The sequence below is a fragment of the Hallella mizrahii genome (assembly GCF_009695775.1).
In the GTDB taxonomy this organism is placed as follows: domain Bacteria; phylum Bacteroidota; class Bacteroidia; order Bacteroidales; family Bacteroidaceae; genus Prevotella; species Prevotella mizrahii.
This window is the reverse complement of record NZ_VUNG01000012.1, coordinates 12,848-39,181: the sequence shown is the minus strand read 5'-3', so window position 1 is coordinate 39,181 and position 26,334 is coordinate 12,848. Positions and strand designations below refer to the sequence as shown.

Below are 26,334 nucleotides of genomic sequence, written 5' to 3'. Positions count from 1 at the left end.
GTTAAAGACAATTTCATCAGCCGATGGCTTTGCGATAGCACCGGCGACGCTTATGATTGATATGCTCCAGCGCGCTCCACTGGCTTTGCACACCACTGTTGCTTTCCATCTCCACCTGCGATTCTCCCCACTTGAAACCATAGTCGATGTATCTTGGGATCAAGTCGGCGAAGAGCAGAGCGTTGGCTCCTTTGGCACGGTATTCAGGACGGAAGCCGATGAGCAGCAAGTCCACGCCATCGGTTTTGTGGAATTTGGCAGCTCTGAGCACATGCCACCAGCCGAAAGGCAGCAAGCGGCCGCGGTGACACTTCTGCAAGGCATGGGAAAGCGAAGGCATGGTAATGCCTACTCCGGCGATGCGGTCATTGTTGTTGCCGTCAACAATCACCGTTACGAGATTGAGATCCAAGCCCGGCATATACGATTTGACATACTGATCGATCTGCCGCTCTGTAAGCTCCACAAAGCCATACAAGTCTTTATACGTTTCATTGATGACGCGGAAGACCTCGTGTGCATAGCCGTTGTGGATATCGGCCTTGGTGATCTTCTTCACATGCAGATTGTATCTCTTCTCAATAATCGTAGCGAGCTTCTCATATTTCTCGGGCACCTTATCGGGCACGGGCATATAATATTCTACATAGTCGTTGTCTTTCTCCCATCCTCCCATCTTTTCCATGTGCTCAGGATAGTAGGCATAGTTATAGATGGTAGGCATGGTTCCAAGCTTGTCAAAGCCCCAGATGAGCATACCTTCAGGGTCGAGGTCAGTGAAACCGAGCGGACCGACAACAGAGTTCATGCCTTTCTTGCGACCATATTCAGCTACAGCGTCGAGCAAGGCCTGGCTCACCTCCGTGTCATCTATGAAGTCGAGCCACCCAAAACGCACGTCCTTGACATTCCAACGCTCATTGGCGCGATGGTTGATAATGGCTGCCACACGGCCAGCCAGCTTACCATTCTTATAAGCAAGATAATATTCTGCCTCACAGAAGTCAAAAGCCACATTTTTGTCTTTGCGCAGTGTCGTCATCTCATCAATGAACAGATTGGGTACATCGTATGGGCAACCTGCATAAAGGTCATAGTGGAAGTCTATAAATGTGGTGAGCTCTTTGCGAGTCTCTACCTTTTTAATTTCTACGGACATGAACGAATCTCTTATATTTAACCATTAAAGACTTGCAAAGTTAGTGATTTTAAGTCAAATAGCAAAAGTTATTGATCAAATTAACAATTTCTATCCAACAGGCTGACCTCTACCCGATGTCATAAAGAAACCACGTTTAAAGAAAATAGAGAAACACTCCACACAGCTGTGTATAAAGCGAGACTCTGTTGTTGGAAAATAGAGAATCTGTCGCCGGAAATCAGTGACTCTGTTGTAGAAAATTGGAGACTCTGTCGCCGGAAATCAGAAACTCTGTTGTTGGATTACGAGATAGGACGACACAAAAACAGGAGATGCTTGCGCTGGATGGTGGTAGCAAATATATAGCTATTGCCCCCATCGCGCAGATGGAGCCGTTTACGAAGTTCCACAGCGGTCATGGGAAAGTTACGGACAGCCACGTTGGCCTGCCCAAGATCTTTCAGTGTCTGTCTCACCTCACGTTTATTTAGTGATGAAATGGCTAAAATTTCAAACTGACGGCCGGGAAAATCCGGAATCATCTCCTGTGAAAGAAACAGATGAGAATTGGCATCTGCCATTTCCAAATCATATCTCGCGCACAGCTCTGGGAAGCATCCCGCTTTCATCAGACTGGCATTCGGAACATATAAAAAACGCCTGCCTTGCAGTTGCTCTGCATTGCTGTAGCGGATAGCAGACGTCATCTCTTCCTCTGCATAATATGAAAACGTCTCGCCATCATTGACGCAGGTCACCGTCAGTGGATGTTGATGATGCGTAGCCACCACCAACAACTCTTTGCACTCATTATGTACAGAGAGTATATGCACGTCGAAGGCCACAGTTTGCGACGTGGCTTTTCTGAGTTGTTTGACAGCCTCGTGCCAGTCAAGCATCGGTGAGAGTTTCATCATCACGCCCGATGCCAGCGACATCATCTTGTCGAAGAGCTGCAACACATCCGGCGTACACGCCTCCAATCCGGCTACCTTTCTACCCTGTACATCACGCCGGGCAGGATCAATAAAGAAGAAGCGTTGGCGGTCATCCTTCAATTCTGCGAGATACTTTGTGCTGTCGTCGTTGACAACAACAGCGTCAGACAAGCCCAAACAAGGCATATTATGACGTGCCAGACGGCACAAATGCTCATCACGCTCCACATATACCGCCTTGCCAAAAATCTGTGCCAGGAACGAGAAATCCACGCCCCAGCCGCCAGTGAGATCCACGAGGGTCATATTCTTTCGCTGTGCACCAAGTATCTTCGCTGCAAGTTGTCGTTTGTATTCAGCCGTCGTTTGCGAGCTGCATTGCTCCATATTGAGATGTGGAGGATAGATGATGTCCTTGCATTCAGCCCACCTTGGAACCTTCTCTTTGGCTTTTTTCCATCCAGCAATCTGGTCCAGCACATAAGGCATATCCACTTCGGGATACCTGTCGGCCTGCAAGGCAAGTTGTCTTACATCGTCCTTACGATGTTGCAAAATGAAGTCATCTATTACAAATTTACACATAAAATACTCAAAATCACTACAATTATCATTATACAACGCAAAAAGACAGCAATTTATTTGGTTATATCAAATATATTTTCTATATTTGCAACGTGAAACTTTATATCCAATCATTAAATAAAGACCATGAAAACAAGTAGTAAAACCCTAGCTGGCATCTTCCAAGAGGAGGACATCCAAAGGAAAAAGAATGAAGAAGAAAATCTCTGCCAAAAGCTTGGCGGAGAAGTATGGTATCAGTAAGTATTAATGCAATCCTATTGAAGAAACAGAATGAGGGTCGATCCGTTGAGGGTCGACCCTCATTGTTTTCTGTAGGGTAAGCATTCATAGACCTGTACCAATAGGGTATCATCAGGTGCTTACTGCTTGTTACCAAACGCTTATAGCCTTTTTACTGATGCTTCAAGCATGGAGTATCATGCTTGTAAACGTGGTACCCTATATAATAAAATAAGGAGTCCAGCCTTTGCTTGACTCCTTATTATATATAGGCACGGCTTAGTCAGCCAACTTAGCCTTGATGAACTCGCGGTTGAGACGAGCGATGTTGGCGATAGACTCGTTCTTCGGGCACTCAGCCTCGCAGGCGCGAGTATTGGTGCAGTTGCCGAATCCGAGCTCCTCCATCTTAGCGACCATAGCCTTAGCACGCTTTGCAGCCTCAGGACGGCCTTGTGGCAACAGAGCGAGCTGGCTCACCTTAGAGCTGACGAAGAGCATGGCAGAGCCATTCTTGCAGGCTGCTACGCAAGCACCACAACCGATGCAGGTAGCGCAGTCCATAGCCTCGTCGGCATCCTGCTTAGGAATAAGGATGGCATTGGCATCCTGAGCCTGACCCGTGCGCACGGAAGTGTAGCCACCAGCGGCGATGATTTTGTCAAAAGCAGAGCGGTCGACCATGCAGTCCTTGATAACAGGGAAGGCAGCAGAACGCCACGGCTCCACCGTGATCACGTCGCCGTCGTGGAAGCGGCGCATGTAGAGCTGACAGGTAGTAGCGCCCTGAGCAGGTCCGTGAGGATGGCCGTTGATATAGAGCGAACACATACCGCAGATACCCTCGCGGCAGTCGTGGTCAAAGACGAACGGCTCCTTGTTGGCCTCGATGAGCTGCTCGTTGAGGATGTCCAGCATCTCCAGGAAAGAGGTGTCGCCGGGGATATCCTTCATCTCAAAGGTATCAAAGTGACCCTCAGCCGTAGGGCCATTCTGACGCCATACTTTCAGTGTGAATGAAATATTTGTATCCATTGTCTTGATTCCTTAATTAAGATTTATAGTTTCTCGTCTGAACCTTGATGTACTGGTAGTTCAGGTCTTCCTTGAGCAGTTCAGGAGCCGTCTCGTCAGAGCCGTTGTACTTCCAGCAAGCCACATACATGTAGTTCTCATCATCACGCTTAGCCTCACCGTCCTCGGTCTGGCTCTCCTCGCGGAAGTGTCCGCCGCAGCTCTCGTTTCGGTTCAGGGCATCGTAAGCGATCAGCTCGCCCATGGTGATGAAGTCACGCAGGTGGATAGCCTTGTCAAGCTCTACGTTCAGACCCTCACGAGAGCCAGGGATGCGCACGTGCTCGTCGAACTCTACGCGGATGTCCTTGAGCATCTTCAGAGCCTTTTCCAGTCCCTCCTTATTACGTGCCATACCGACATAGTTCCACATGATGCCGTAGAGCTTCTTGTGGATAGAGTCGACACTCTGGTCGTGGAACTTAGTGTTCATCAGACGCTGCATCTCAGCCTCCACGCCTTTTTCAGCCTCCTCGAACTCAGGACGGTCGGTGCTGTACAAAGGCACAGTGATCTGGTCAGAGAGATAGTTCTGCAAAGTATAAGGAATCACGAAGTAACCATCGCTCAAGCCCTGCATCAAAGCAGAGGCACCCAGACGGTTAGCACCGTGGTCAGAGAAGTTGCACTCACCCAGAGCGAAGAGGCCCTTGATGGAAGTCTGCAACTCATAGTCTACCCACAGACCACCCATGGTATAGTGGATAGCGGGGAAGATCATCATCGGGTTGTCATGCGGATCCACGTCGGTGATCTCCTGATACATGTCGAAGAGGTTGCCATAACGCTGGTCTACAACGTCGCGGCCCAGGCGCTGGAAAGCCTCGGAGAAATCGAGGAACACAGCCAGACCAGTGTTGTTCACGCCATAGCCCTTGTCGGTACGCTCCTTAGCGGCACGGGAAGCCACGTCACGAGGTACGAGGTTACCAAAGGCAGGATAGCGGCGCTCCAAGTAGTAGTCGCGGTCTTCCTCAGGAATGTCGCGGCCCTTGATCTCACCACGCTGGAGTTTCTTGGCGTCCTCCAATTTTTTCGGTACCCAGATACGGCCATCGTTACGCAGCGACTCAGACATCAGCGTCAGCTTACTCTGCTTGTCACCGTGTACAGGAATACAGGTCGGGTGGATCTGAACGAAACAGGGGTTAGCGAAGTAAGCACCCTTGCGGTACGCCTGCAGGGCAGCGGTGCAGTTGCAACCCATGGCGTTGGTGGAGAGGAAGTAGGTGTTGCCGTATCCACCGGTAGCGAGGCAGACAGCGTGAGCAGAGTAGCGCTCGAGCTTGCCGGTTACCAGATTCTTGGCAATGATACCGCGTGCGCGACCGTCGATGATGACGATGTCCTCCATCTCGGTACGCGTGTGGAGCTCTACAGTGCCGCGGTTGACCTCTTTCATCAAAGAGGAGTAAGCACCGAGCAGCAACTGCTGACCGGTCTGACCCTTGGCATAGAACGTACGGCTGACCTGCACACCACCGAAAGAGCGGTTGGCGAGCATGCCACCATACTCACGTGCGAAAGGCACACCCTGTGCGACGCACTGGTCGATGATGTTTGCGCTGACCTCAGCCAGACGATAGACGTTGGCCTCGCGTGCGCGATAGTCACCACCTTTGATTGTATCGTAGAACAGACGGTAGACGCAGTCACCGTCGTTTTGGTAGTTCTTTGCAGCATTGATACCACCCTGGGCAGCGATAGAGTGAGCGCGGCGGGGTGAATCCTGGATGCAGAAGTTAATCACGTGGAAGCCCATCTCACCTAAAGAGGCTGCTGCGCTGGCACCAGCCAAGCCGGTACCCACGACGATAATGCTCAGCTTACGCTTGTTGGCGGGGTTGACCAGTTTCTGATGTGCTTTATAGTTGGTCCATTTTTCAGCCAAAGGGCCTTCAGGAATCTTAGAATCTATTTGTGACATAATTAGTTGATGCTAATGATAAATGATGTAAGGAATCGGATTTAAGCATTGCACATGCTGGGGGCAAAGCCGAGCCAGAAGGACAGAATCAAGAAGGCGAAGACGGCCATCAGGATGGTGACATACACCAGACCGATGCACTGCCAGCGCTTCAACCAGATCTTGCCGCTCCATCCCAGTGTCTGCATAGCACTCCAGAAGCCATGAGAGAGGTGGAACCAGATGGCGCAGATCCAGATCAGATACAGGATAGAGAACACAGGATTGGAGAAAGTGTCCTGAATCCAAGCGAATCCGTCGGCAGGATCATGTGCTACCTCGATGCCGGCAAGCTCTGCAAACATCATGTGTCCCCAGAAGTTGTACAGGTGGAGCACGATGCCGATGAGGATGATCAGACCGAGCACAAGCATGTTCTGCGAAGCCCAGCTCACCTCAGGACGGCGGCTTGTCACCTCATAGCGCTGCTCGCCACGTGCGCGACGGTTCTGTGCTGTCAGGATGAAGGCATAGACGATGTGACACACGGCCAAGAATGCCAGGCCCAAAGTACCAGCCACTGCATACCAGTTGCTTCCCAAAAGACCGCAGATCGTGTTGTACGCATCCCCAGAGAAGAATGCGGCAACATTCATGCAGCAGTGGAAAGTCAAGAATAGAATAAGGCAGATGCCGGTCACCGACATCACAACTTTTCTACCAATCGGAGAATTGATTAACCACATAAATGATTGACTTTTAATTATTTAACTGTTAGATAAATCCGATATAAATATATTGAAGCATCTTTATGAGCACGACATGACGCCCTCCTATACCTTATATATAGTAGACGATGCCGTTTTCAATATGCAAAAATACTATATTTTGGCGATAATTCAAAGTAAAAGCGATAAAAATTGAATTTAATTTCTTACTTTTGCCAAAAAAGACAAAAACATGGAATTAAACTATGATGTCATCGTCATCGGCGGAGGACATGCCGGATGCGAGGCTGCTACGGCAGCCGCCAACATGGGTGCCAAGACGCTGCTGGTGACGATGGACATGAACAAGATTGGTCAGATGAGTTGCAACCCTGCCGTTGGTGGTATTGCCAAAGGACAAATCGTGAGGGAAATCGATGCCCTCGGCGGACAGATGGCAAAGGTCACGGACGCTACCGCCATACAGTTTCGTATGCTCAACCGCGGCAAAGGTCCTGCCGTGTGGTCACCGCGCGCACAGTGCGACAGAGGTAAGTTTATCTGGAGGTGGCGGTCTACTCTTGACTGCACCCCTAATCTCGACATCTGGCAAGACCAGGCCGACGAGCTGCTCGTAGAGAATGGAGAAGCCGTCGGCGTGCGCACGATATGGGGCGTGGAGATCCGCGCAAAGAGTGTCATCATCACTGCAGGCACCTTTCTCAACGGTTTGATGCACATTGGACGACACAAAGTTCCGGGCGGGCGCTGCGCCGAACCCGCCGTTGCCCACCTGACGGAGTCCATCACACGATGGGGCATCCGATCCGCAAGAATGAAGACCGGCACACCCGTGCGACTCGACAAGCGTACGATACACTTCGAAGATACTGAGCGGCAAGACGGCGAGGCAGACTTCCATCAGTTCAGCTACATGGCACCACACCGCATTTTGAAGCAGTTGCCCTGCTGGACTTGCTACACCAACAAAAGCGTGCACGACATACTGAAAGCCGACCTCGACAACTCTCCGCTGTTCAACGGACAGATACAGTCCACCGGTCCGCGCTACTGCCCGAGCATAGAGACAAAGCTCGTCACTTTTCCCGATAAGGACCAGCATCCGCTGTTCATAGAACCGGAAGGCGAAGACACCAACGAGATGTATCTCAACGGCTTCTCATCCTCCATGCCGATGGAGACACAGCTGCGCGCACTTCGGCAGATTCCCGCACTGCGCGAGGCAAAGGCCTACCGCCCCGGCTATGCCATCGAATACGATTATTTCGATCCCACGCAACTCGAGCACTCGCTGGAGTCAAAGGTGATCAAAGGACTGTTCTTTGCCGGACAGGTCAACGGCACGACGGGATATGAGGAAGCCGGCGGTCAGGGCACCGTAGCAGGAATCAACGCAGCCATCCACTGCGGAGGCGGTGAACCCTTCGTGATGGGCAGGGACGAAAGCTACATCGGTGTACTCATTGATGACCTGACAACGAAAGGTGTCGACGAGCCTTACCGTATGTTCACCTCAAGAGCCGAGTACCGCATCCTCCTCAGGCAGGACGATGCCGATGCCCGACTGACGGAGAAATCCTATCATTTAGGTCTTGCGAAGCGTGATCGTCTTGACTGGTGGTTGCAGAAAAAAGCGGGTATCGACCAAATTATCAACTATTGCAGTACCACAAACGTGAAACCGCGCGACATCAATGGCGCGCTGGAAGCCCTCGGATCCACCCCACTCCATTTCGCTTGCAAGATTTCAGACCTTGTCGCACGCCCGCAGTTATCGCTGAAAAATCTCGCTGAAGTATTGCCCGAACTGAAAGCTGTGCTCGAATCGCCCGAGAACAGAAAAGAAGAAATTGCAGAGGCTGCTGAAATCAAGATGAAATACAAGGGATATATCGAGCGCGAGAAAATCGTAGCAGACAAGATGCACCGCTTAGAAGGCATCAAGATTCGCGGACATTTCAAGTACAGCGAGATTCAGGAAATCAGCACCGAAGGCCGTCAGAAACTTGAGCACATCGATCCGGAAACACTTGCTCAGGCCAGCCGCATACCGGGTGTATCGCCAAGTGACATCAATGTGCTGCTCGTGATGATGGGAAGATAAGGCGAGCCACCGTCTTTCTCCTGTCGCAAGATCAATCGGATGGAAGCTACAAACGTTCCACGTGAAACCGAGAAACAGGTAAGATATTGAAATAAAACCACTTAATCATTAAAGTAAAACGTAAAAGATGAACAAACAAATCCTACTGGATAATCTGCGCGTCATACCCGACTGGCCGATTAAAGGAGTTCATTTCCGGGATGTGACAACGATGTTTAAGAGTCCCGAATGTATTCAAGAACTAAGTAATGCCATGTATGATTTATACAAGGACAAAGGCATTACGAAGATCGTGGGCATCGAGAGCAGAGGCTTCGTCCTCAGTTCTGCTGCTGCCTATCTTCTTCACGCGGGCATCGTGCTTTGCCGTAAGCCCGGCAAGCTGCCCTGTGAGACGATTCAGCAAAGCTACGCCAAAGAGTACGGCGTCGATACGATCGAGATCCATAAAGACGCGATCACGCCTGACGACGTGGTGCTGCTTCACGATGATCTTCTTGCTACGGGTGGCACCATGAAGGCTGCTTGCGACCTCGTAAAGAAGTTCCATCCCAAAAAGATCTATTGTAACTTCATCATAGAGTTGCAGTCGGAATTTCCCCATGCACGCGACATCTTCGACAAAGACATCGAAGTCACAAGTCTCCTGCAATTCTGACAAACTCCAAAATCACAAAGCCAAGACCGCCAAAACGGTCTTGGCTTTTTAGCCTATAAACGTCGAAACATTGACAGAGACAGCATCTTTGCGCCACACCGCACAAAATAGCAAGGAGAAGCGCAGCCGTTTGGGGGCTAACGCACGATTCTGTCAAACAGAGATCATAGGCTTATAGCATTCGTTTCACGTGAAACTGGCAACGTGCTTATATATAGTAGATAAAGGTAAAGACGACCATGACAAGAGAAGAAAACGACGAGAGACTGGCACGACTCAAGAACATTGTGCTCAACATGCCTGAGAAACCGGGCTCCTATCAATTCTATGACAAGGATCATGTCATCATATATGTAGGTAAGGCAAAGAAACTCAAGAGTCGTGTCTCCACCTATTTCCATAAAGAGGTAGACCGCTTTAAGACCAAGGTACTGGTGAGCAAGATTGAAGACATCAGCTATTCGGTTGTCAACAGCGAGGAAGACGCTTTGCTGCTCGAGAACGCTCTCATCAAGAAATATAATCCTCGCTACAACGTGCTGCTCAAGGACGGTAAGACCTATCCCAGCATCTGCATGACCAACGAATACTTCCCACGTATCTTCAAGACACGCCACATCAACAAGCGCTACGGCACTTACTTTGGTCCGTTTCCCCATATCTCTGCCATGTACAACGTGCTGGAGCTCATCAAGAAGGTGTTCAAGCCTCGTTCCTGCCGTCAGCCTATCACCCGCGAAGGCGTGGATCTGCACAAATACAAGCCTTGTTTGGAATATCATATCCACAACTGTGAGGGATGCTGTATCGGCAAACAAAGCTATGAAGACTACCAGGAGAACATGCGGCAGGCCCGGGAGGTGCTCAAGGGCAACACGCGCGCACTCAGCGAATGGGTCTATACACGCATGATGGCCAACGCAAAACTACTGAAGTTTGAGGAAGCAGAGCGCCTCAAACAGCGTTATCTGCTCCTGCAGGAGTTCGTCTCAAAGAGTGAGGTCGTCAGTCACACGATCAACGACGTCGACGTGTTCACCATCACAGACGACGATCAGCAGAAGAACGCCTTCATCAACTATATTCACGTCACCAACGGCACGATCAACCAAAGCTTCACCTATGAATATAAGCGCAAGCTGGAGGAGACCGACCAGGACCTGCTACTGCAAGCCATACCAGAGATTCGTGAGCGCTTCAAAAGCAAGGCGAAGGAGATCATCGTGCCCTTTGAGATGGACTGGACACTGCCTGATGCTACCTTCACCGTGCCGCAACGGGGTGATAAACACCACCTTTTAGAGCTTTCGGAGATGAACGGAAAGCAATATAAGTTCGACCGTCTGAAACAAAGCGACAAGCTCAATCCTGAGCAGAAACAGACGCGGCTGATGAAAGAACTGCAAGACCGGTTGCAACTGCCCAAACTGCCCTACCAGATAGAGTGCTTCGACAACTCCAACATCTCCGGTACGGATGCCGTAGCAGCTTGCATTGTCTACAAAGGCATGAAGCCCTCCAAGAAAGACTACCGCAAGTATAACATCAAGACGGTGGTAGGCCCCGACGACTATGCTTCCATGCAGGAGGTGGTACGCCGCCGCTATGGTCGCATGAAAGAGGAAGGTACGCCCCTTCCCGACCTCATTATCACTGATGGCGGAAAGGGGCAGATGGATGTCGTCAGGGAAGTTGTGGAGGATGAGCTCCACTTGCAGATCCCCATCGCAGGCCTTGCCAAGGACGACCGTCACCGCACCAACGAACTGCTCTACGGCTTCCCGCCACAGGTGATCGGTCTGAAGACCGACTCAGAGCTTTTCCGTGTGCTTACACAGATACAGGATGAGGTCCACCGCTTCGCCATCACCTTCCACCGCGACAAGCGTTCCAAGCACGCCCTGCACTCTGAGCTCGACGACATCAAAGGCATTGGCAGCAAGACTGCCGAAGCCCTGCTCAAGGCCTTCAAGACTGTAAAGAGCATCAAGGGAGCAACGCTTGAGCAGCTTGCCACCGCCATTGGTCCCGCCAAAGCTCAGCTGGTTTATGACCACTTCCAGGAAGGACAACAAGGAGAAGAAGCGTAAAGAGGTCCCTTGGGTAAGCGATTGCTTGCCCAAAGGCTTCCCACTTACTTGTCCCAAGTCCCGATTCGTACTTGCCTGAAGGGCCCTACCTTACTTGTAAGCATAAGAACTGAACTAAAGGAGAAAAAGCCGCAACCGTCCATAAAGGTCTCCGCCAAAGGAGCTGCGACAAAAATATGAAATTACAACTGCTTGATTATCAATGCGTTAGCAGTATATACACTTACACATCACGTTTTTTTCATCCATGCTTCTTACCATGTATTGCCGTACTCCCAACTTATATGGTGCCCCGTAAGAGCTGTATTTAATTTACTTTTTTATTGACAAAAACATATTCGCAAAAGGTTTTATTCTAGAGTGAAAAACCAAGTGAAAAGATAATTCAACCGAACTGAAACTAACAAAAAAACTGTTTTTGAGTATCAAACCACTGTGTTTACTTCGTCATCACACTTGTTTTTGCCTATCAAAGCACTGAGATGAGCTTGTCATCTCAGTGCTTTGATGAAAAATTCTCTAGAGAATTTTTCATCAAACAACCCTTTTGTACTTCACCCCAAATGGTCTATTTTTATAAGATGTTATAAATCAACACTTTATAAAAAACGCTCATTTCGCGCAAAATCGCACGAAAATAGAGTTTCGTGAAAAAGAATCGATTCTCAGAGACGCAAAATTGTCAGTTTCCAAGACATTTCGGCAAAGAATGAAAAAACGAGGACGATAGAGAATTGAAAACCGTTGGGATCTATGATGAAAAGCGAATTAAACACAAAAAAGCAGGACTTTGAGCACAAGACAAAACCGTTGAATATAAGACGAAGCCCGTTGAGCCAAAACTTGACGCCCAACCAATGGAGCGATCACCAAGTAGATTTTCGGTCAAAATCATCGTAGTATGGAATAAATTGCTTAAATTTGTAGGTTGCAAAACAAGAAGTAAGACAATAATGAGAATCGTAATACAGCGCGTCAGCCATGCTTCGGTGACAATAGAGGGCAAAGTGAAGTCCAGCATCGGCCGTGGTTACCTCATCCTCCTGGGTATCGGCAGCGACGACGGCGAGGAGGACATCCAGTGGCTGGTGAAGAAGATCATTGGCCTGCGCGTCTTCGACGATGCCAATGGCGTGATGAACCTCAGCATAGGCGACGTGGGCGGTGACATCATCGTCGTGAGCCAGTTCACGCTTATGGCAAGCACGAAGAAAGGCAACCGTCCCAGTTGGATCAAAGCTGCGCCCCACTCCATCTCCATCCCCCTCTATGAGCGTTTCTGTAAAGTGCTGCAAGAGGCTTTCGGCAAGCCGATCGGCACAGGAGAGTTTGGTGCTGACATGAAGGTGGAACTGCTCAACGACGGACCCGTGACCATCTGCATGGACACAAAAAACAAGGAATAAAACCATTAAATGTCGCTCCGGACATAAAATACCGGAGCCAGCGATAAGACAACAATATATGGAGAACAAAACGATAACCCTTGAAGAGGCACAACAGCAGGTAGACAGCTGGATCAAGACTTATGGCGTGCGCTATTTCAGCGAGCTGACCAATATGACCGTCCTCACTGAGGAAGTCGGTGAACTCGCCCGTGTGATGGCCCGAAAATACGGCGACCAGAGCTTCAAACCGGGCGAGAAAGACAACCTCGGCGAGGAGATGGCTGACATCTTCTGGGTACTCTGCTGCCTGGCCAACCAAACCGGCGTGAACCTCTCTGAGGAGTTCAGGAAAAGCATAGAAAAGAAGACTCAGCGAGACGCGACAAGACACAAGAACAATCCCAAACTCAAGGACCACGCCAATCAATGATCACTCATTGGCAACACCTCATAATCATCCAATCATAACACATCAATCATACGCACATGGCATACACAAAAGACATCGAGCCCACCATACAGCCGGGCAGCCTGAAGGCGAAAGTAGAGAACGGCCGTAAAAGCAACGAGCCAAAAGAAGACAAATACGAGCAGGCTCTGCACAAATACAACTGCGACGTCGACGAGGCACAGGTGAAAACTGCCGTCGAGAAGATCATCGCGGAAAAGGTGCCTGAGAACGACAACGAGGAGGTGAAAAAATTCCTACTCGGCAGTGTGGAGCTCACCAGTCTCCATACCACAGACACAGAAGAGAGCATTCTGGCGATGACCGAAAAGGTCAATAAATTCGACGAAGCCTATCCCGACCTGCCCCATGTGGCGACGATCTGTGTCTATCCCAACTTTGCGCATATCGTCAGCCAAAGCCTTGAAGTCGACGGTGTGGAGGTCGCTGTCGTCTCAGGTTCTTTTCCCTCCTCACAGACGTTTATCGAGGTGAAGGTGGCCGAGACAGCACTGGCCATCAAAGACGGTGCCACCAACGTGGACATCGTGCTGCCCGTAGGCAAATTTCTCAGCGGCGACTACGAAGGACTGGCCGACGACATCGATGAGTTGAAGCAGACCTGCGGCGAAGTGCCCATGAAGGTGATCCTCGAAACCTGCGACCTGGGCAACCTGAGCAACGTGAAGAAAGCGGCCCTGCTGGCGATGTATTCCGGTGCCGACTATATCAAGACATCCACAGGAAAGGAGAAGCAGGGTGCCACACCGGAAGGTGTCTACGTCATGGCACAGGCTATCAAGGAGTACTACGAGCAGACGGGCCGCGTCGTCGGACTGAAGCCTGCCGGTGGCATCAACACGGTCAAGGACGCTGTGACCTACTACACCATCGTGAAAGAGGTGCTCGGCGAGCAGTGGCTCACCAACGAGCTCTTCCGACTGGGCACGAGCCGCCTGACCAACCTGCTGCTCAGCGATGTGCTCGGCAAGGATACCAAGTGGTACTAAGACGGGAAACATAAAACACAAGCAAAAGGGAGCAGTCTCAAAGAGGCTGCTCCCTTTTATGATAATGGGTAGATAGTCAAACTGAAATCAGATATTCCGCTCGATGACATAGTCGAGATAGGCTCTCAGACTCTTGCGCACATCCTCGTCATGCACCTCATGCTCAAGGAAATAAACGCTCTCGGCATGAAGCTCCCACATGCGCTGGTCGGCATATTCTATACCGCCGTTCTCCTTGGTAAACTTGACAAGTTCTGCGATCTCGTCCTTGGTGACAGTGCCAGCCTTCACCTTTCGGGCTAAAGCGAGCATATCCTGATTGCCGGTGGAGCGGAGCGCATAGATGACGGGCAGCGTGAGCTTGCCCTCAGCCATGTCGTTGCCGGTAGGTTTACCGACATTGGCCTGGTCGTAATAATCAAAGATATCGTCACGGATCTGGAAGATGACGCCCAAGTTCTGCCCGAACTTCTTGGCCTCCTGGATGTCTTCCTCAGCCGCACCGGCCGACAGCGCGCCGATGGCAGCACAGGCTTCGAAGAGTGCTGCCGTCTTCTGTTTGATCACCTGATAGTAGACTTCTTCTGAAATCTCCTGGTTCTGGATATTGGACAATTGCAGGATTTCACCATTGGAAAGGGTGCGGCCGAGCTCAGCGAGATACCGTACGATGATCTCGGAATGGGTGTAGCTGACATGCAGCAAAGCCGTTGAGAGGATATAATCGCCCACGAGCACGGCCACCTTATTGTCAAACATCGCATTGACGCTTTTCTGTCCTCGGCGCTCTCCGCTCTCGTCCACGACATCATCGTGCACGAGTGAGGCCGTGTGAAGCAGTTCCAGTCCCACAGCCGCATGCTGAGTGACATCCGTGATCTCACCAAAGTTCTTGGCCATGAGAAGTATCAGAATAGGACGCATACGCTTTCCGGCACGGTTACGGATGTGCTCCAGTGCCTGCGACAAAAGCCCGTCGGTATGCGACAACGACTTGTTGAAAAGATCGATGAAATCGCACAATTCTGAGCTGATAGGTTGCTTGATGATTGACAAATAATCCATGCTATAGTAATCTTTGATACAAAATTAGTTATTTTAATTGGATAATATGGCAATAATTTCGTAATTTTACAAATAAAAAAGAAATATCAAATGAACAAGCTCTTCTTACTCGACGCCTACGCCATCATTTTCCGGGCGTACTATGCCTTTATCAACCGACCGACCATCAACTCCAAGGGCCTGAACACCTCTGCTATCCTGGGGTTCTGCAACACGCTGAGGGAGATCATCGACAAAGAGCATCCCACACATCTCGGCGTGGCTTTCGACCACGGCAAGACGTTCCGCCACGAGGCTTACCCACCCTACAAGGCTCAGCGCGAGGAGACACCGGAAGACATCAAGCTCAGCGTACCTTATATAAAGGAGATCCTCCAGGCCATGCACATCCCCGTCTTGCAGGCCGACGGCTTTGAGGCCGACGACGTCATCGGTACGCTCGCCACGAAAGCCGGAAAAGCAGGTGTGGAAACTTATATGCTCACACCCGACAAAGACTATGGACAGCTCATCGCGCCAAACGTCTTTATGTTCAAGCCACGCCATGGTGGCGGCTATGACAAAATCGGCGAGAGCGAGATCAAAGAGAAATATGGCATCGACTCAGCACACAAGGTCATCGACCTGCTCGCCCTCATGGGTGACTCTGCCGACAACTATCCCGGTTGCCCCGGCGTGGGAGAGAAAACTGCCGTGAAGCTGATCAATGAGTTCGGATCGTGTGAAGAACTGCTCGCACATGCCGACCAGCTCAAAGGGAAAATGCGCGAGAAGGTGGAAAACGCCAAGGACGACATCAAGATGTCGAAGTTTCTCGCTACCATACGTACCGATGTGCCCATCGAGCTCAACCTCGATGAGCTGAAGATGACCGAGCCCGACGAGAAGCAACTCAGCGAACTCTTCGCACAACTCGAGTTTAAGCGACTTGCCGAAAAATTTCTCCGTAAGGCTGAAAACACAAAAAATAACGCGCCAAAACAGCCTTCTCTTTTTGACGAAATCCCGACCGACGGGCAAGCTGTCGCTGAAAATTCGATTCTCGCAAGCCTTAAAACGACCTCTCACGAATATCAACTGATTGATAATAAACAAGATGCATCTCGACTTTATGACTTTTTAAGGACAAAAAAAATTCTCAGTCTAGACACAGAAACCACTTCTACAAGCTCTGTCGACGCAGAATTGGTCGGTTTGAGCTTCGCTGTGGAGGAAAACAAGGCCTATTATGTGGCAATACCAGCAAACCGTGAAGAAGCCTTGCAATATGTTAACATATTCAAACCGCTCTACGAGAACACGGAAACGCTCAAGGTCGGACAGAATATCAAATACGATTACGAGGTGCTCCGCAACTATGGCGTCGACATCCAAGGACCGATGTTCGACACCATGCTCGCCCATTATGTGCTTCAGCCCGAACTGCATCACAACATGGACTTCATGGCCGAGACACTCCTCCACTACCGTACCGTGCACATCGAAGAGCTCATCGGACCAAAAGGAAAACATCAGAAAAACATGCGCGACCTGGATCCTAAAGAGGTCTATGAATACGCTGCTGAGGATGCCGACGTCACGTTGAAGCTGAAAAACGTCCTCGAGCCCATGCTCAAAGAGAAAGGCATGGAGCGACTGTTCTGGGACATCGAGATGCCACTCGTCAAGGTTCTCGCCGACATGGAGCTCAACGGCGTCTGCCTCGACACCGACTCACTCAAAGAGACTGAGCGCATCTTCAAGGAGCGCATGGCACGCTATGAGCAACATGCCTATGAGCTCGCCGGCGAAACGTTCAACATCAGCAGCCCCAAACAGGTCGGTGACATCCTCTTCGGCAAGATGCAGCTTGTCGACAAACCCAAGAAGACACGTACCGGACAGTATGTCACCTCAGAGGAGGTACTGCTACAGCTGCGCGACAAGGCGCCTATCGTCGACGACATCCTCAACTACCGCGGTCTGAAAAAACTTCTCGGCACCTATGTCGAGGCATTGCCACTGTTGATCAACAAGCGTACGGGACACATCCACACGTCGTTCAATCAAGCAGTTACCGCCACAGGGCGGCTCTCATCCTCAGACCCCAACCTGCAGAACATTCCCGTGCGCGATGACGACGGCAAGGAGATCCGCAAGTGCTTCGTGCCCGAACCGGGCTGCCTCTTCTTCTCCGCTGACTACAGCCAGATAGAGTTGCGCATCATGGCTCACCTCAGTGGCGACGAGAACATGATAGAGGCGTTTCGCGAGGGACTGGACATCCACCGTGCCACCGCCGCCAAGATATGGAAAGAGCCCCTTGATGAGGTCACCGACGCACAGCGCAAAAAAGCCAAACAAGCCAATTTCGGCATCATCTACGGCATCACTGCCTTTGGTCTGGCACAACGCATGGGCATCCCCAACGGCGAGGCACGACAACTCATCCAGGACTATTTCGCCACCTTCCCCAAAGTACATGCGTTTATGGAAAGCGCTATCGCGACAGCACGCGAGAAGAAATATGCTGAGACGATGTTTGGACGACGCCGCTATCTGCCCGACATAGATTCCAAAAACGGCACCGTGCGCGGCTTCGCTGAGCGTAATGCCATCAACGCGCCCATTCAGGGTTCGGAAGCCGACATCATCAAGATTGCCATGATACGCATCTGGCGACGCTTCAAAAAGGAAGGCATACGCTCCAAGATGATCCTGCAGGTACACGACGAACTCAACTTCAGCGTCTATCCCGAGGAGAAAGAAAAGGTCGAGGACATCGTCCTCACCGAGATGCAAAACGCTTGTCAGCTCAGCGTACCACTGATTGCAGACGCCGGTTGGGGAAAGAACTGGCTGGAAGCACACTAAAATAAAGATGTCAGACAATTCCAAATTTCTTATAAGATTTTGGGAATCGATTCCAAAAATCTTATAAGAAATTTGGAATTTACAGACGCTTTGCCTACTTTTGCAACCATACTGATATTGCAAGAAATGATAGAGCGTGAACAAAAAAAGCAGATTGAACGGCTTATCGGAGGCGATAAGGCCGTGATCATCTATGGTGCCAGACAGGTGGGCAAATCGACCTTACTGCATCAACTCTTCGACGACAGGGAGCAGGTGCTGTGGATGAATGCCGACGATCTCGACGTCCAGCGACTGTTCAAGGACATGACCTCCACACGCATCAAGGCGATTCTCGGTAACAACCGCTGGCTTATCGTCGACGAGGCTCAAAGAATTCCAGAAATAGGACTGCGGTTGAAACTCGTCACAGACCAAGTGCCGGGCGTACAAGTGGTGGCTACGGGCAGTTCTTCGCTGCTTTTAGCTTCCGGCATCAAGGAATCGCTGACCGGTCGCAAGCGTGAGTTCACCATCTTCCCTTTATCTTATAAGGAGATGGTCAACGAAACCAATCTGTTGGAGGAGCACCGTATGATCCCCCACCGCATGGTTTTTGGATACTATCCCGAGGTGGTTACTTCGCCAGGCGAAGAGCGGGAAGTGCTGCACGAACTGTCCAACAGTTATCTCTACAAGGACATTATGACCATCGACAACATCTCCAAACCCGACAAAATCGTCAGACTGCTTCAGGTACTCGCCTATCAGATTGGCGAGCAGGTGTCATACAACGAGGTCGGACAACTCATCGGACTGGATTCAAAGACCGTGGAGAAATATGTCGACATACTGGAAAAGAACTTCATCATCTTTCGTCTGAGCAGTTTCTCACGCAATTTGAGAAACGAGCTCAAATCGAGCCGGAAGATCTATTTCTGGGATTTGGGTATACGCAATGCCATCATTGCAAACTTCCAGCAGGTGGAGAACCGCGCCGACACCGGAGCTTTGTGGGAGAACTTTGCCATAGCGGAAAGACTCAAACATCTCAATATCCATCAGCCATTTACCAATTTTTGGTTCTGGAGAACGCAGCAACAGCGCGAGATCAACTTCCTTGAGGAGAGCGACGGAAAGCTCGATGCTACTGAGTTTAAATGGAATGCAAGAAAAGCCAACGTACGTTGTCCCGAAGCATTCAGCAAGGCTTATCCTCAAGCTACCTTTAAAGTGGTGACACCGGAAAACGCCGATGAGTTCTTCATCGTGTGACATTTAACCGCTTTTATGCCTCAGTCTTTGCCCACCTCAGATATTTTTCTTACTTTTGCAAACAGAAAAGATATAAACGTTTATATAAAGACATGTCATTAAAATGTGGTATTGTAGGCTTACCAAATGTGGGAAAGTCTACTTTGTTTAATTGCCTGTCCAGTGCTAAGGCACAGGCTGCTAACTTCCCCTTCTGTACGATTGAACCCAACTTAGGCGTGATTACAGTGCCCGACGAGCGGCTCACTAAGCTTGCCGAAATCGTGCACCCGGGACGCATCGTGCCCGCTACCTGTGAGATCGTGGACATCGCCGGACTGGTGAAAGGTGCTTCCAAAGGTGAAGGGCTGGGCAATAAGTTCCTCGGAAACATCCGCGAGTGCGATGCCATCATTCATGTCATCCGCTGCTTCGACGACGACAACGTAGTGCGCGAGGGCGGTGCTCCCGTAGATCCTATCGCTGACAAGGAGACCATCGATACAGAGCTGCAACTCAAAGACTTGGAGACTATCGAAGGGCAAATGGCCAAGCAGGAGAAAATTGCCGCCACCGGCAACAAGGACGCCAAGGTTCTGGTGTCTGTCCTCAAGGCTTATAAAGAGGTCCTCGACCGCGGCGAAAACGCACGCTCGGTGACTTTAGACACCAAGGAAGAGCAGCAGGCCGCTCACGACCTCTTCCTGCTCACCACCAAACCGGTGCTCTATGTCTGCAATGTCGACGAGCAGAGCGCCAAAACCGGCAACGACTATTCCAAGAAGATAGAGGAGATCGCTGCCAAGGAAGGTGCCGAGGCTATGGTCATCGCTGCCAAGACAGAGGAAGACATCGCCTCACTCGACACCTATGAGGACAAGAAGCTCTTCCTCGACGAGCTGGGATTGGAGGAGAGCGGCGTCAACCGACTCATCAAGAAAGCCTATCATCTGCTCAACCTGCAGACGTTTATCACCGCAGGCGAGATGGAGGTGAAGGCCTGGACTTTCCACAAAGGCTGGAAGGCACCACAGTGCGCCGGCGTCATCCACACCGACTTTGAGAAGGGATTCATCCGCGCTGAGGTCATCAAGTACGAAGACTATATCAAGTACGGCTCTGAGGCCGCTGTGCGCGAGGCCGGCAAGCTCGGCATCGAGGGCAAGGACTATGAGGTGCAGGACGGCGACATCATGCACTTCCGCTTCAACGTCTAAGCCACGGACGCCCTACCCTATTACACATATCTTTTAAGCTAATAAGGCACATATCATGTCAACATTGCTTTCATATATCGTCTGGGACCCCGACCAAGTCATGTTCCACGTGGGACATTTTGGTCTTCGCTGGTATTCGATGTGCTGGCTCATGGGCCTGCTGTTGGGCTATCTGCTCATGCAGCGCCTCTATAAGCAGCAGCATATCCCCGACGAGAAGTTCGAGCCACTGTTTATCTATATCTTTGTTTCCGTGCTTGTGGGCGCACGACTGGGCCACTGTCTGTTCTACCAGCCCGACTATTTCCTCTCGTCCTGGGACCATTTCATAGAGATGCTCATCCCTTTTCACCGCATGCAAAGCGGCACATGGGTATTTACCGGCTATGAGGGACTGGCCTCACACGGCGGCGTGATCGGTATGATCATTGCCATCTTCATCTACTCCCACCGCAACAAGCTCTCACCCTGGGTAGTGTTTGACAACATGGGCATCTGCTCCTGTATCACAGCCACCTTCATCCGCTTGGGCAACTTGATGAACAGTGAGATCATCGGCAAGGTGACCGATGTGCCCTGGGCTTTCATCTTCGAGCGTGTAGATCAGTATCCGCGCCATCCCGGTCAGCTCTACGAGGCCCTGTCCTACGCCTGCTTCTTCGTGATCATCTATCTCATCTATCGCAAGCACCGCGACATGGTGGGTAGCGGACTCTACCTCGGACTGTGCCTCACACTGGTGTTTGTCGCCCGCTTCCTCATCGAGTATACCAAGGACATCCAGGAAGCTTTCGAGGCCAGCCTGCCGCTCGACATGGGACAGTTGCTGTCGATACCGTTTATCATCATCGGCCTTCTGTGCATCCTCCACGCAAAGAAGTTCAAACCTGTAAAGCAAGACTGAGCCATCATCAGCCCATTCTCTCATCACCACCTCCAGCCAAGGCAAACAACCGAAGCCCTGGCTGGAGGTTTTTGTTTTGTTCTTCACAGTTGCTACAAAAGCCGACTACACATATAAAAAAAGCTAAATTAGTAGAGGATGTCAAAGTTTTAGACTAATTTTGCACCTTAGATTGATATATTGCGCAAATTATGAGTTTGACAAAGTTTGCAAGCAAGTTGTTCAAACCACGACAGTATGAGCTCGAAAAGCACTACACGCAGCCCGAGGCTCTACAACGCCGTGCGTTGCACTACCTGCTTGAAAAGGGTAAATATACCGAATATGGACGCAACCACATGCTGGCGAGTACGCACAGCTACGACGATTTCGTCAACAATGTGCCCATCAACACATACGAAGAACTGAAAGGCGACATCGATCGTATGCGTCACGGCGAGCCGAATGTATTGTGGCCTGGCGTGGTGAAATGGTATGCCAAATCCTCTGGAACCACCAACGACAAGTCGAAGTTCATCCCTGTTTCTTCCGACGGACTGCACAACATCCACTATAAAGGTGGTGCGGACGTGGTCACCGTCTATCTTCGCAACAACCCCGGCAGCCGGCTTTTTGACGGCAAGTCGCTCATCCTCGGTGGCAGTCACTCGCCCAACTACAACGTGGAAGGCTCGCTCGTGGGTGACCTCAGCGCCATCCTCATCGAGAACATCAACCCGATTGCCAACCTCTTCCGCGTACCCAAGAAGCAAACGGCCCTGCTTTCCGACTTTGAAGTCAAGCGCGACCGCATTGCCCACGAATGTCTGAAAAGCAATGTGACCAACATCTCGGGTGTGCCATCGTGGATGCTCAGCGTGCTCGTACGCGTGCTGGAGATCTCCGGAAAAGAGCATATAGAAGATGTGTGGCCCAATCTGGAAGTGTTCTTCCACGGCGGTATTGCCTTCACACCCTATCGCAAGCAGTATGAGCAAATCATCACCTCACCGAAAATGCACTATATGGAGACCTACAACGCCTCTGAGGGCTTCTTCGGACTGCAGGATGATCCCACCGACAAGAGCATGCTTCTGATGCTCGACTACGGCGTGTTCTATGAGTTCATCCCCTTGGAGGACGTGGGGAAAGACAATCCCAGTATCGTGCCGCTCGAAGGTGTGGAACTCGGACGCAACTATGCCATCGTCATCACCACGTCGTGCGGACTGTGGCGCTATATGATCGGCGACACCATCAGCTTCACGTCCAAGCGACCTTATAAGTTCGTCATCACCGGACGTACCAAGTACTTTATCAATGCCTTCGGTGAAGAACTGATCATGGACAACGCCGAGAAAGGACTCGCCTACGCCTGCGAGAAGACCGGCGCACAAGTCAGGGAATACACGGCCGCTCCTGTCTATATGGACGAAAACGCCAAGTGCCGCCACCAGTGGCTTATTGAGTTCTCTGTGGAACCCGACAGTCTGGACCGCTTCGCCGACCTTCTTGACAAGAAGCTGCAGGAGATCAACTCCGACTACGAAGCCAAACGCTCACACAATGTAACGCTCCAGCATCTCGAAGTCGTCAAGGCAAGACCCGACCTCTTCAACGACTGGCTCAAATCAAAAGGCAAGCTCGGCGGACAGCATAAGGTGCCACGACTGAGCAACTCCAGAAAGAACATGGATGAACTGCTGGAGATGAACCATAAAGAAAACGAATAGTTCTGTCACTCTGCCACGGTTCTCACTGGATTCAATCATTCACATGCGGAGACCAAAAAAGTGCAGAGCATAAACGAGTATAGACCATGGACAAGCCTAACAAGCATATCGAATGGAAAGAGACCGGCAGCCACTTGCTGCTCTTTACCCTCTCTTTTCTTTTCCTGCTTCTGCTCCACTCGTGCGCCCGCATGGGACAACCCGATGGAGGATGGTACGATGAGACACCGCCTAAAGTGGTCGGTGCCACTCCTGCTGACCATGCCACCAACGTGCACCGCAAGCACATATACATCAACTTTGATGAGTTCATCACCATCGACAACCCTACTGAGAACGTCGTCGTATCGCCGCCACAGCTTGAGGCGCCAGAGATCAAGGGACAAGGCAAGCGCATCAGCGTGGAGCTGATGGACTCTTTGAAACCCAACACCACCTACACCGTCGACTTCTCCAATGCCATCTCTGACAACAACGAGGGTAACCCTCTGGGCAACTACACCTACAGTTTCTCCACCGGCGACCATATCGACACGCTCGAAGTGGCCGGTTACGTGCTCGAAGCCGACAATCTGGAACCCGTCAAAGGTATTCTCGTGGGACTGTACAGCAACATGGAGGACAGTGCATTTCAGAAGACTCCCATGATGCGTGTGTCGCGCACTGACTCCCGCGGCCACTTCATCATACGTGGTGTAGCCCCCGGCTCTTACCGCATCTACGCCCTCAAGGACGCTGACGGTGACTATCGCTATGCCCAAAAGAGCGAGATGATTGCCTTCAATCATCAGACGATCACACCGACTTTCAAGCCTGATGTCAGGCAAGACACGACATGGCTCGACACGCTCCACATCGCCAGCATCACCGATGTGCACTACACCCACTTCCTCCCCGACGACATCTGTCTGCGTGCCTTCACCGGCATCAACACCGACCGATACTTTGTGAAGGCTGAGCGAAAGGAGGCCAACCACTTCACGCTCTTCTATACCTATGGTGACGCAGACCTTCCTAAGCTCCGCGGACTTAACTTCAATGCCGACAACGCCTTTGTCATCGATCCGTCAGCCAAGCGAGACACCATCACTTACTGGCTGCGCGACACCGCACTGATCAACCAGGACACACTCGAAGTGGAGCTACAGCACCACATCACCGACTCGCTCGGCGTGCTTCGTCTCCACACCGACACGCTCTCCATTCTCTCTAAGCAACCCTATGCCAAACGGCTGAAAGAGCAAAAGAAAGCCTACGACAAATGGGCAAAAGAGCAGGAGAAGAAAAAGAAAAAAGGAGAACCTTACGACTCGGTCATGGCCGTGAAGCCTCTCGAAATAGCCATCACACCCAGCAGCGAGATGGATCCTGACCAAAACGTCTCCATGACGTCAACAGTACCTGTCAAGGATGTGGACATCGAAAAGATGGTACATCTCTACTCCCAACCGCCCGGCGACTCGCTATGGTACCGAGAACCCTACGAGATGACACGCGTCAATGCCCTCTCCTACCTGCTCAAGGCATCGTGGAAACCCGATTATCAATACAGCTTAGAGATTGACAGTACCGCCTTCCAGTCCATCTACGGCGATATATCCGGTAAGATCAAGACCGGACTGAAAGTACGCGGCAACGACAACTACGCCTCGCTGCTCGTCACCATCAACGGCATGCAGGGCAAGCACGTCATCGCCCAGCTCATAGACGAAAGCGACAAGGTCGTCAAGCAAGCCTTCACCGACAACGGCCAGGCGGAGTTCTACTACCTCAAGGAGGGAAAGTACTACCTGAGGATGATCGAGGACACCAACAACAACAAACTGTGGGATACAGGCGATTTCGGCAAGGACATAGAGCCGGAACCCGTCTATTACTATCCCGAAGTGATTGAATGTCGCGCCAAATGGGACGCTACGCGCTCATGGGATCCTGTCGCCACACCACTCTATCGCCAAAAGCCATCGGCCATCACCAAGCAAAAGGCTGACAAGCAAAAGCAGGTGCAGCACAGAAATGCCGAAAGAGCCAAGAAGCTCGGCATTCAATACATCCCCCAACCCTAAGCCACAATAGTCAGGGAACATCTTCCTGTCTTCCTGACTACGCTTTGAGAAACGTAGGACTGCCACTGCCAAGCAACGACGAAATCCATTTGGGAAAGAGGCACACTGCCGGTTCTGTATAAGCATAAAGATTGTTCCATATAAGTATCAAGACAGAATAACAAAATCAAGAAATGATGAAAACACTGAAAATCTGGTTTGTCAGTCTTGTGCTGGCCATGGTCGCCACGCAAGCCGGAGCGCAGTGTACATTCCGAAACACTGCGTTCAAGTCAGGAGAGTTTCTCTCCTACAACCTCTATTATAATTGGAAGTTCGTATGGGTCAAGGCTGGTTCTGCCTCGTTCTCTACGGTAAAGAGTGTCTACAAAGGCACGCCGGCATGGCGCGGCAGCCTCATCACCCGCGGCAACCACCGCGTTGACGATTTCTTCGTACTGCGCGACACTCTGCTGTGCTACAACAGCTTGGAGATGGCACCACTCTATTATCGCAAGGGCGCACGCGAAGGCAGCCGATATACGGTCGACGAGGTGTTCTATTCCTATCCCGAAGGCAAGTGCCACGTTGTGCAGCACCGCAAAAAGAACGATGGGAAGAGTCAATGGGAAAAGCACACCTACAACGACTGCGTATACGACATGATGAGCATCTTCCTGCGTGCACGCTCCTTCAACCCGGAAAGCTGGAAGAAAGGACACAATGTCGACTTCCCGATGGTCGACGGCGACAGCCGTGACCCCGCACGTCTGCACTATGAGGGAAAAGTCAATGTCAAAGCCGACGACGGCCACACCTACCGCTGTCTGAAACTGGCTTATCTCGAAAGTGAGGACGGAAAGCCCTATAAAAAGATCGTAGACTTCTTTGTCAGCGACGATGCCAACCACATCCCCGTACGCTTGGATCTCCACCTCCGCTTCGGGTCTGCCAAGGCCTTCCTGGTTGGATACAAGGGCGTGAAAGGGGAAATCCAGTCACGCGTAAAGTAA

Annotated in this window: 19 protein-coding genes; 13 read left to right on the top strand and 6 right to left on the bottom strand. The window is 50.9% G+C overall.

Translation table 11 applies throughout. The features are described from left to right. Positions 1-16: 16 nt before the first annotated feature. The 5 genes from FYJ73_RS06425 to FYJ73_RS06405 all read right to left on the bottom strand — a co-directional run bounded on the left by FYJ73_RS06425 (position 17) and on the right by FYJ73_RS06405 (position 6,612). Positions 17-1,159, bottom strand: a complete 1,143-nt coding sequence (locus FYJ73_RS06425) for an N-acetyltransferase (protein WP_154533889.1) — start codon at positions 1,157-1,159, stop codon at positions 17-19. Positions 1,160-1,443: 284 nt separating this feature from the next. After that, the gene (locus FYJ73_RS06420; protein ID WP_235899259.1) at positions 1,444-2,634 is read right to left on the bottom strand and encodes a THUMP-like domain-containing protein; all 1,191 of its coding nucleotides are present in this window, start codon (positions 2,632-2,634) and stop codon (positions 1,444-1,446) included. 531 nt (positions 2,635-3,165) lie between these two features. Beyond that, positions 3,166-3,921: a succinate dehydrogenase/fumarate reductase iron-sulfur subunit gene (locus FYJ73_RS06415; RefSeq protein ID WP_154533887.1), complete on the bottom strand. Its 756-nt coding sequence runs from the start codon at positions 3,919-3,921 to the stop codon at positions 3,166-3,168. Between the two features lie 16 nt (positions 3,922-3,937). Then, a complete protein-coding gene (locus tag FYJ73_RS06410) occupies positions 3,938-5,887 on the bottom strand; it encodes a fumarate reductase/succinate dehydrogenase flavoprotein subunit (RefSeq protein WP_154533886.1) in 1,950 nt (649 codons plus the stop codon). Positions 5,888-5,928: 41 nt separating this feature from the next. Beyond that, on the bottom strand, positions 5,929-6,612 hold the full coding sequence (locus tag FYJ73_RS06405; RefSeq protein WP_154533885.1) for a succinate dehydrogenase/fumarate reductase cytochrome b subunit: 684 nt from the start codon (positions 6,610-6,612) through the stop codon (positions 5,929-5,931). A 214-nt stretch (positions 6,613-6,826) separates the two neighbouring features. Between FYJ73_RS06405 and mnmG the strand changes: the two genes are divergently transcribed. The 6 genes from mnmG to deoC all read left to right on the top strand — a co-directional run bounded on the left by mnmG (position 6,827) and on the right by deoC (position 14,292). Beyond that, positions 6,827-8,698 carry a tRNA uridine-5-carboxymethylaminomethyl(34) synthesis enzyme MnmG gene (gene mnmG, locus FYJ73_RS06400; protein ID WP_154533884.1) on the top strand — a complete coding sequence of 624 codons (1,872 nt, stop codon included), beginning with the start codon at positions 6,827-6,829 and terminating at the stop codon, positions 8,696-8,698. Positions 8,699-8,825: 127 nt separating this feature from the next. Next, positions 8,826-9,356, top strand: coding sequence for an adenine phosphoribosyltransferase (locus FYJ73_RS06395; protein WP_154533883.1), 531 nt, complete (start codon positions 8,826-8,828; stop codon positions 9,354-9,356). Positions 9,357-9,595: 239 nt separating this feature from the next. Further along, entirely contained in the window at positions 9,596-11,446 is a 1,851-nt protein-coding gene (gene uvrC, locus FYJ73_RS06390; RefSeq protein ID WP_154533882.1) for an excinuclease ABC subunit UvrC, read from the top strand. Positions 11,447-12,399: 953 nt separating this feature from the next. Further along, entirely contained in the window at positions 12,400-12,852 is a 453-nt protein-coding gene (gene dtd, locus FYJ73_RS06385) for a D-aminoacyl-tRNA deacylase (protein WP_154533881.1), read from the top strand. 73 nt (positions 12,853-12,925) lie between these two features. Further along, entirely contained in the window at positions 12,926-13,264 is a 339-nt protein-coding gene (locus tag FYJ73_RS06380) for a nucleotide pyrophosphohydrolase (RefSeq protein WP_262280520.1), read from the top strand. A 56-nt stretch (positions 13,265-13,320) separates the two neighbouring features. Next, positions 13,321-14,292 carry a deoxyribose-phosphate aldolase gene (gene deoC, locus FYJ73_RS06375; protein ID WP_154533879.1) on the top strand — a complete coding sequence of 324 codons (972 nt, stop codon included), beginning with the start codon at positions 13,321-13,323 and terminating at the stop codon, positions 14,290-14,292. An 87-nt stretch (positions 14,293-14,379) separates the two neighbouring features. Here deoC and FYJ73_RS06370 read toward each other — a convergent pair whose 3' ends face one another. Next, positions 14,380-15,357: a polyprenyl synthetase family protein gene (locus FYJ73_RS06370; RefSeq protein ID WP_154533878.1), complete on the bottom strand. Its 978-nt coding sequence runs from the start codon at positions 15,355-15,357 to the stop codon at positions 14,380-14,382. A gap of 90 nt (positions 15,358-15,447) precedes the next feature. Here FYJ73_RS06370 and polA point away from each other — a divergent pair, with 90 nt between their 5' ends. The 7 genes from polA (at position 15,448) to FYJ73_RS06335 (ending at position 26,334) form a co-directional block, all read left to right on the top strand. Then, a complete protein-coding gene (gene polA, locus FYJ73_RS06365) occupies positions 15,448-18,210 on the top strand; it encodes a DNA polymerase I (protein ID WP_154533877.1) in 2,763 nt (920 codons plus the stop codon). Between the two features lie 126 nt (positions 18,211-18,336). Next, a complete protein-coding gene (locus FYJ73_RS06360; protein ID WP_154533876.1) occupies positions 18,337-19,464 on the top strand; it encodes an ATP-binding protein in 1,128 nt (375 codons plus the stop codon). Between the two features lie 92 nt (positions 19,465-19,556). After that, positions 19,557-20,660, top strand: coding sequence for a redox-regulated ATPase YchF (gene ychF / locus FYJ73_RS06355; RefSeq protein WP_154533875.1), 1,104 nt, complete (start codon positions 19,557-19,559; stop codon positions 20,658-20,660). 55 nt (positions 20,661-20,715) lie between these two features. Beyond that, positions 20,716-21,564 carry a prolipoprotein diacylglyceryl transferase gene (lgt, locus tag FYJ73_RS06350; protein ID WP_154533874.1) on the top strand — a complete coding sequence of 283 codons (849 nt, stop codon included), beginning with the start codon at positions 20,716-20,718 and terminating at the stop codon, positions 21,562-21,564. 191 nt (positions 21,565-21,755) lie between these two features. Continuing rightward, on the top strand, positions 21,756-23,276 hold the full coding sequence (locus tag FYJ73_RS06345) for a GH3 auxin-responsive promoter family protein (RefSeq protein ID WP_154533873.1): 1,521 nt from the start codon (positions 21,756-21,758) through the stop codon (positions 23,274-23,276). A gap of 86 nt (positions 23,277-23,362) precedes the next feature. Further along, positions 23,363-25,342: an Ig-like domain-containing domain gene (locus FYJ73_RS06340; RefSeq protein WP_154533872.1), complete on the top strand. Its 1,980-nt coding sequence runs from the start codon at positions 23,363-23,365 to the stop codon at positions 25,340-25,342. Between the two features lie 176 nt (positions 25,343-25,518). Further along, entirely contained in the window at positions 25,519-26,334 is an 816-nt protein-coding gene (locus FYJ73_RS06335; RefSeq protein ID WP_154533871.1) for a DUF3108 domain-containing protein, read from the top strand.

Coding starts and splice junctions, on each gene's coding strand:
- FYJ73_RS06410 (WP_154533886.1), bottom strand. CDS start 5,887: ATGTCACAAATAGATTCTAAGATTCCTGAAGGCCCTTTGGCTGAAAAA.
- FYJ73_RS06370 (WP_154533878.1), bottom strand. CDS start 15,357: ATGGATTATTTGTCAATCATCAAGCAACCTATCAGCTCAGAATTGTGC.
- deoC (WP_154533879.1), top strand. CDS start 13,321: ATGGCATACACAAAAGACATCGAGCCCACCATACAGCCGGGCAGCCTG.
- FYJ73_RS06425 (WP_154533889.1), bottom strand. CDS start 1,159: ATGTCCGTAGAAATTAAAAAGGTAGAGACTCGCAAAGAGCTCACCACA.
- FYJ73_RS06415 (WP_154533887.1), bottom strand. CDS start 3,921: ATGGATACAAATATTTCATTCACACTGAAAGTATGGCGTCAGAATGGC.
- FYJ73_RS06345 (WP_154533873.1), top strand. CDS start 21,756: ATGAGTTTGACAAAGTTTGCAAGCAAGTTGTTCAAACCACGACAGTAT.
- uvrC (WP_154533882.1), top strand. CDS start 9,596: ATGACAAGAGAAGAAAACGACGAGAGACTGGCACGACTCAAGAACATT.
- lgt (WP_154533874.1), top strand. CDS start 20,716: ATGTCAACATTGCTTTCATATATCGTCTGGGACCCCGACCAAGTCATG.
- mnmG (WP_154533884.1), top strand. CDS start 6,827: ATGGAATTAAACTATGATGTCATCGTCATCGGCGGAGGACATGCCGGA.
- FYJ73_RS06395 (WP_154533883.1), top strand. CDS start 8,826: ATGAACAAACAAATCCTACTGGATAATCTGCGCGTCATACCCGACTGG.
- FYJ73_RS06360 (WP_154533876.1), top strand. CDS start 18,337: ATGATAGAGCGTGAACAAAAAAAGCAGATTGAACGGCTTATCGGAGGC.
- FYJ73_RS06340 (WP_154533872.1), top strand. CDS start 23,363: ATGGACAAGCCTAACAAGCATATCGAATGGAAAGAGACCGGCAGCCAC.
- FYJ73_RS06335 (WP_154533871.1), top strand. CDS start 25,519: ATGAAAACACTGAAAATCTGGTTTGTCAGTCTTGTGCTGGCCATGGTC.
- polA (WP_154533877.1), top strand. CDS start 15,448: ATGAACAAGCTCTTCTTACTCGACGCCTACGCCATCATTTTCCGGGCG.
- dtd (WP_154533881.1), top strand. CDS start 12,400: ATGAGAATCGTAATACAGCGCGTCAGCCATGCTTCGGTGACAATAGAG.
- FYJ73_RS06405 (WP_154533885.1), bottom strand. CDS start 6,612: ATGTGGTTAATCAATTCTCCGATTGGTAGAAAAGTTGTGATGTCGGTG.
- ychF (WP_154533875.1), top strand. CDS start 19,557: ATGTCATTAAAATGTGGTATTGTAGGCTTACCAAATGTGGGAAAGTCT.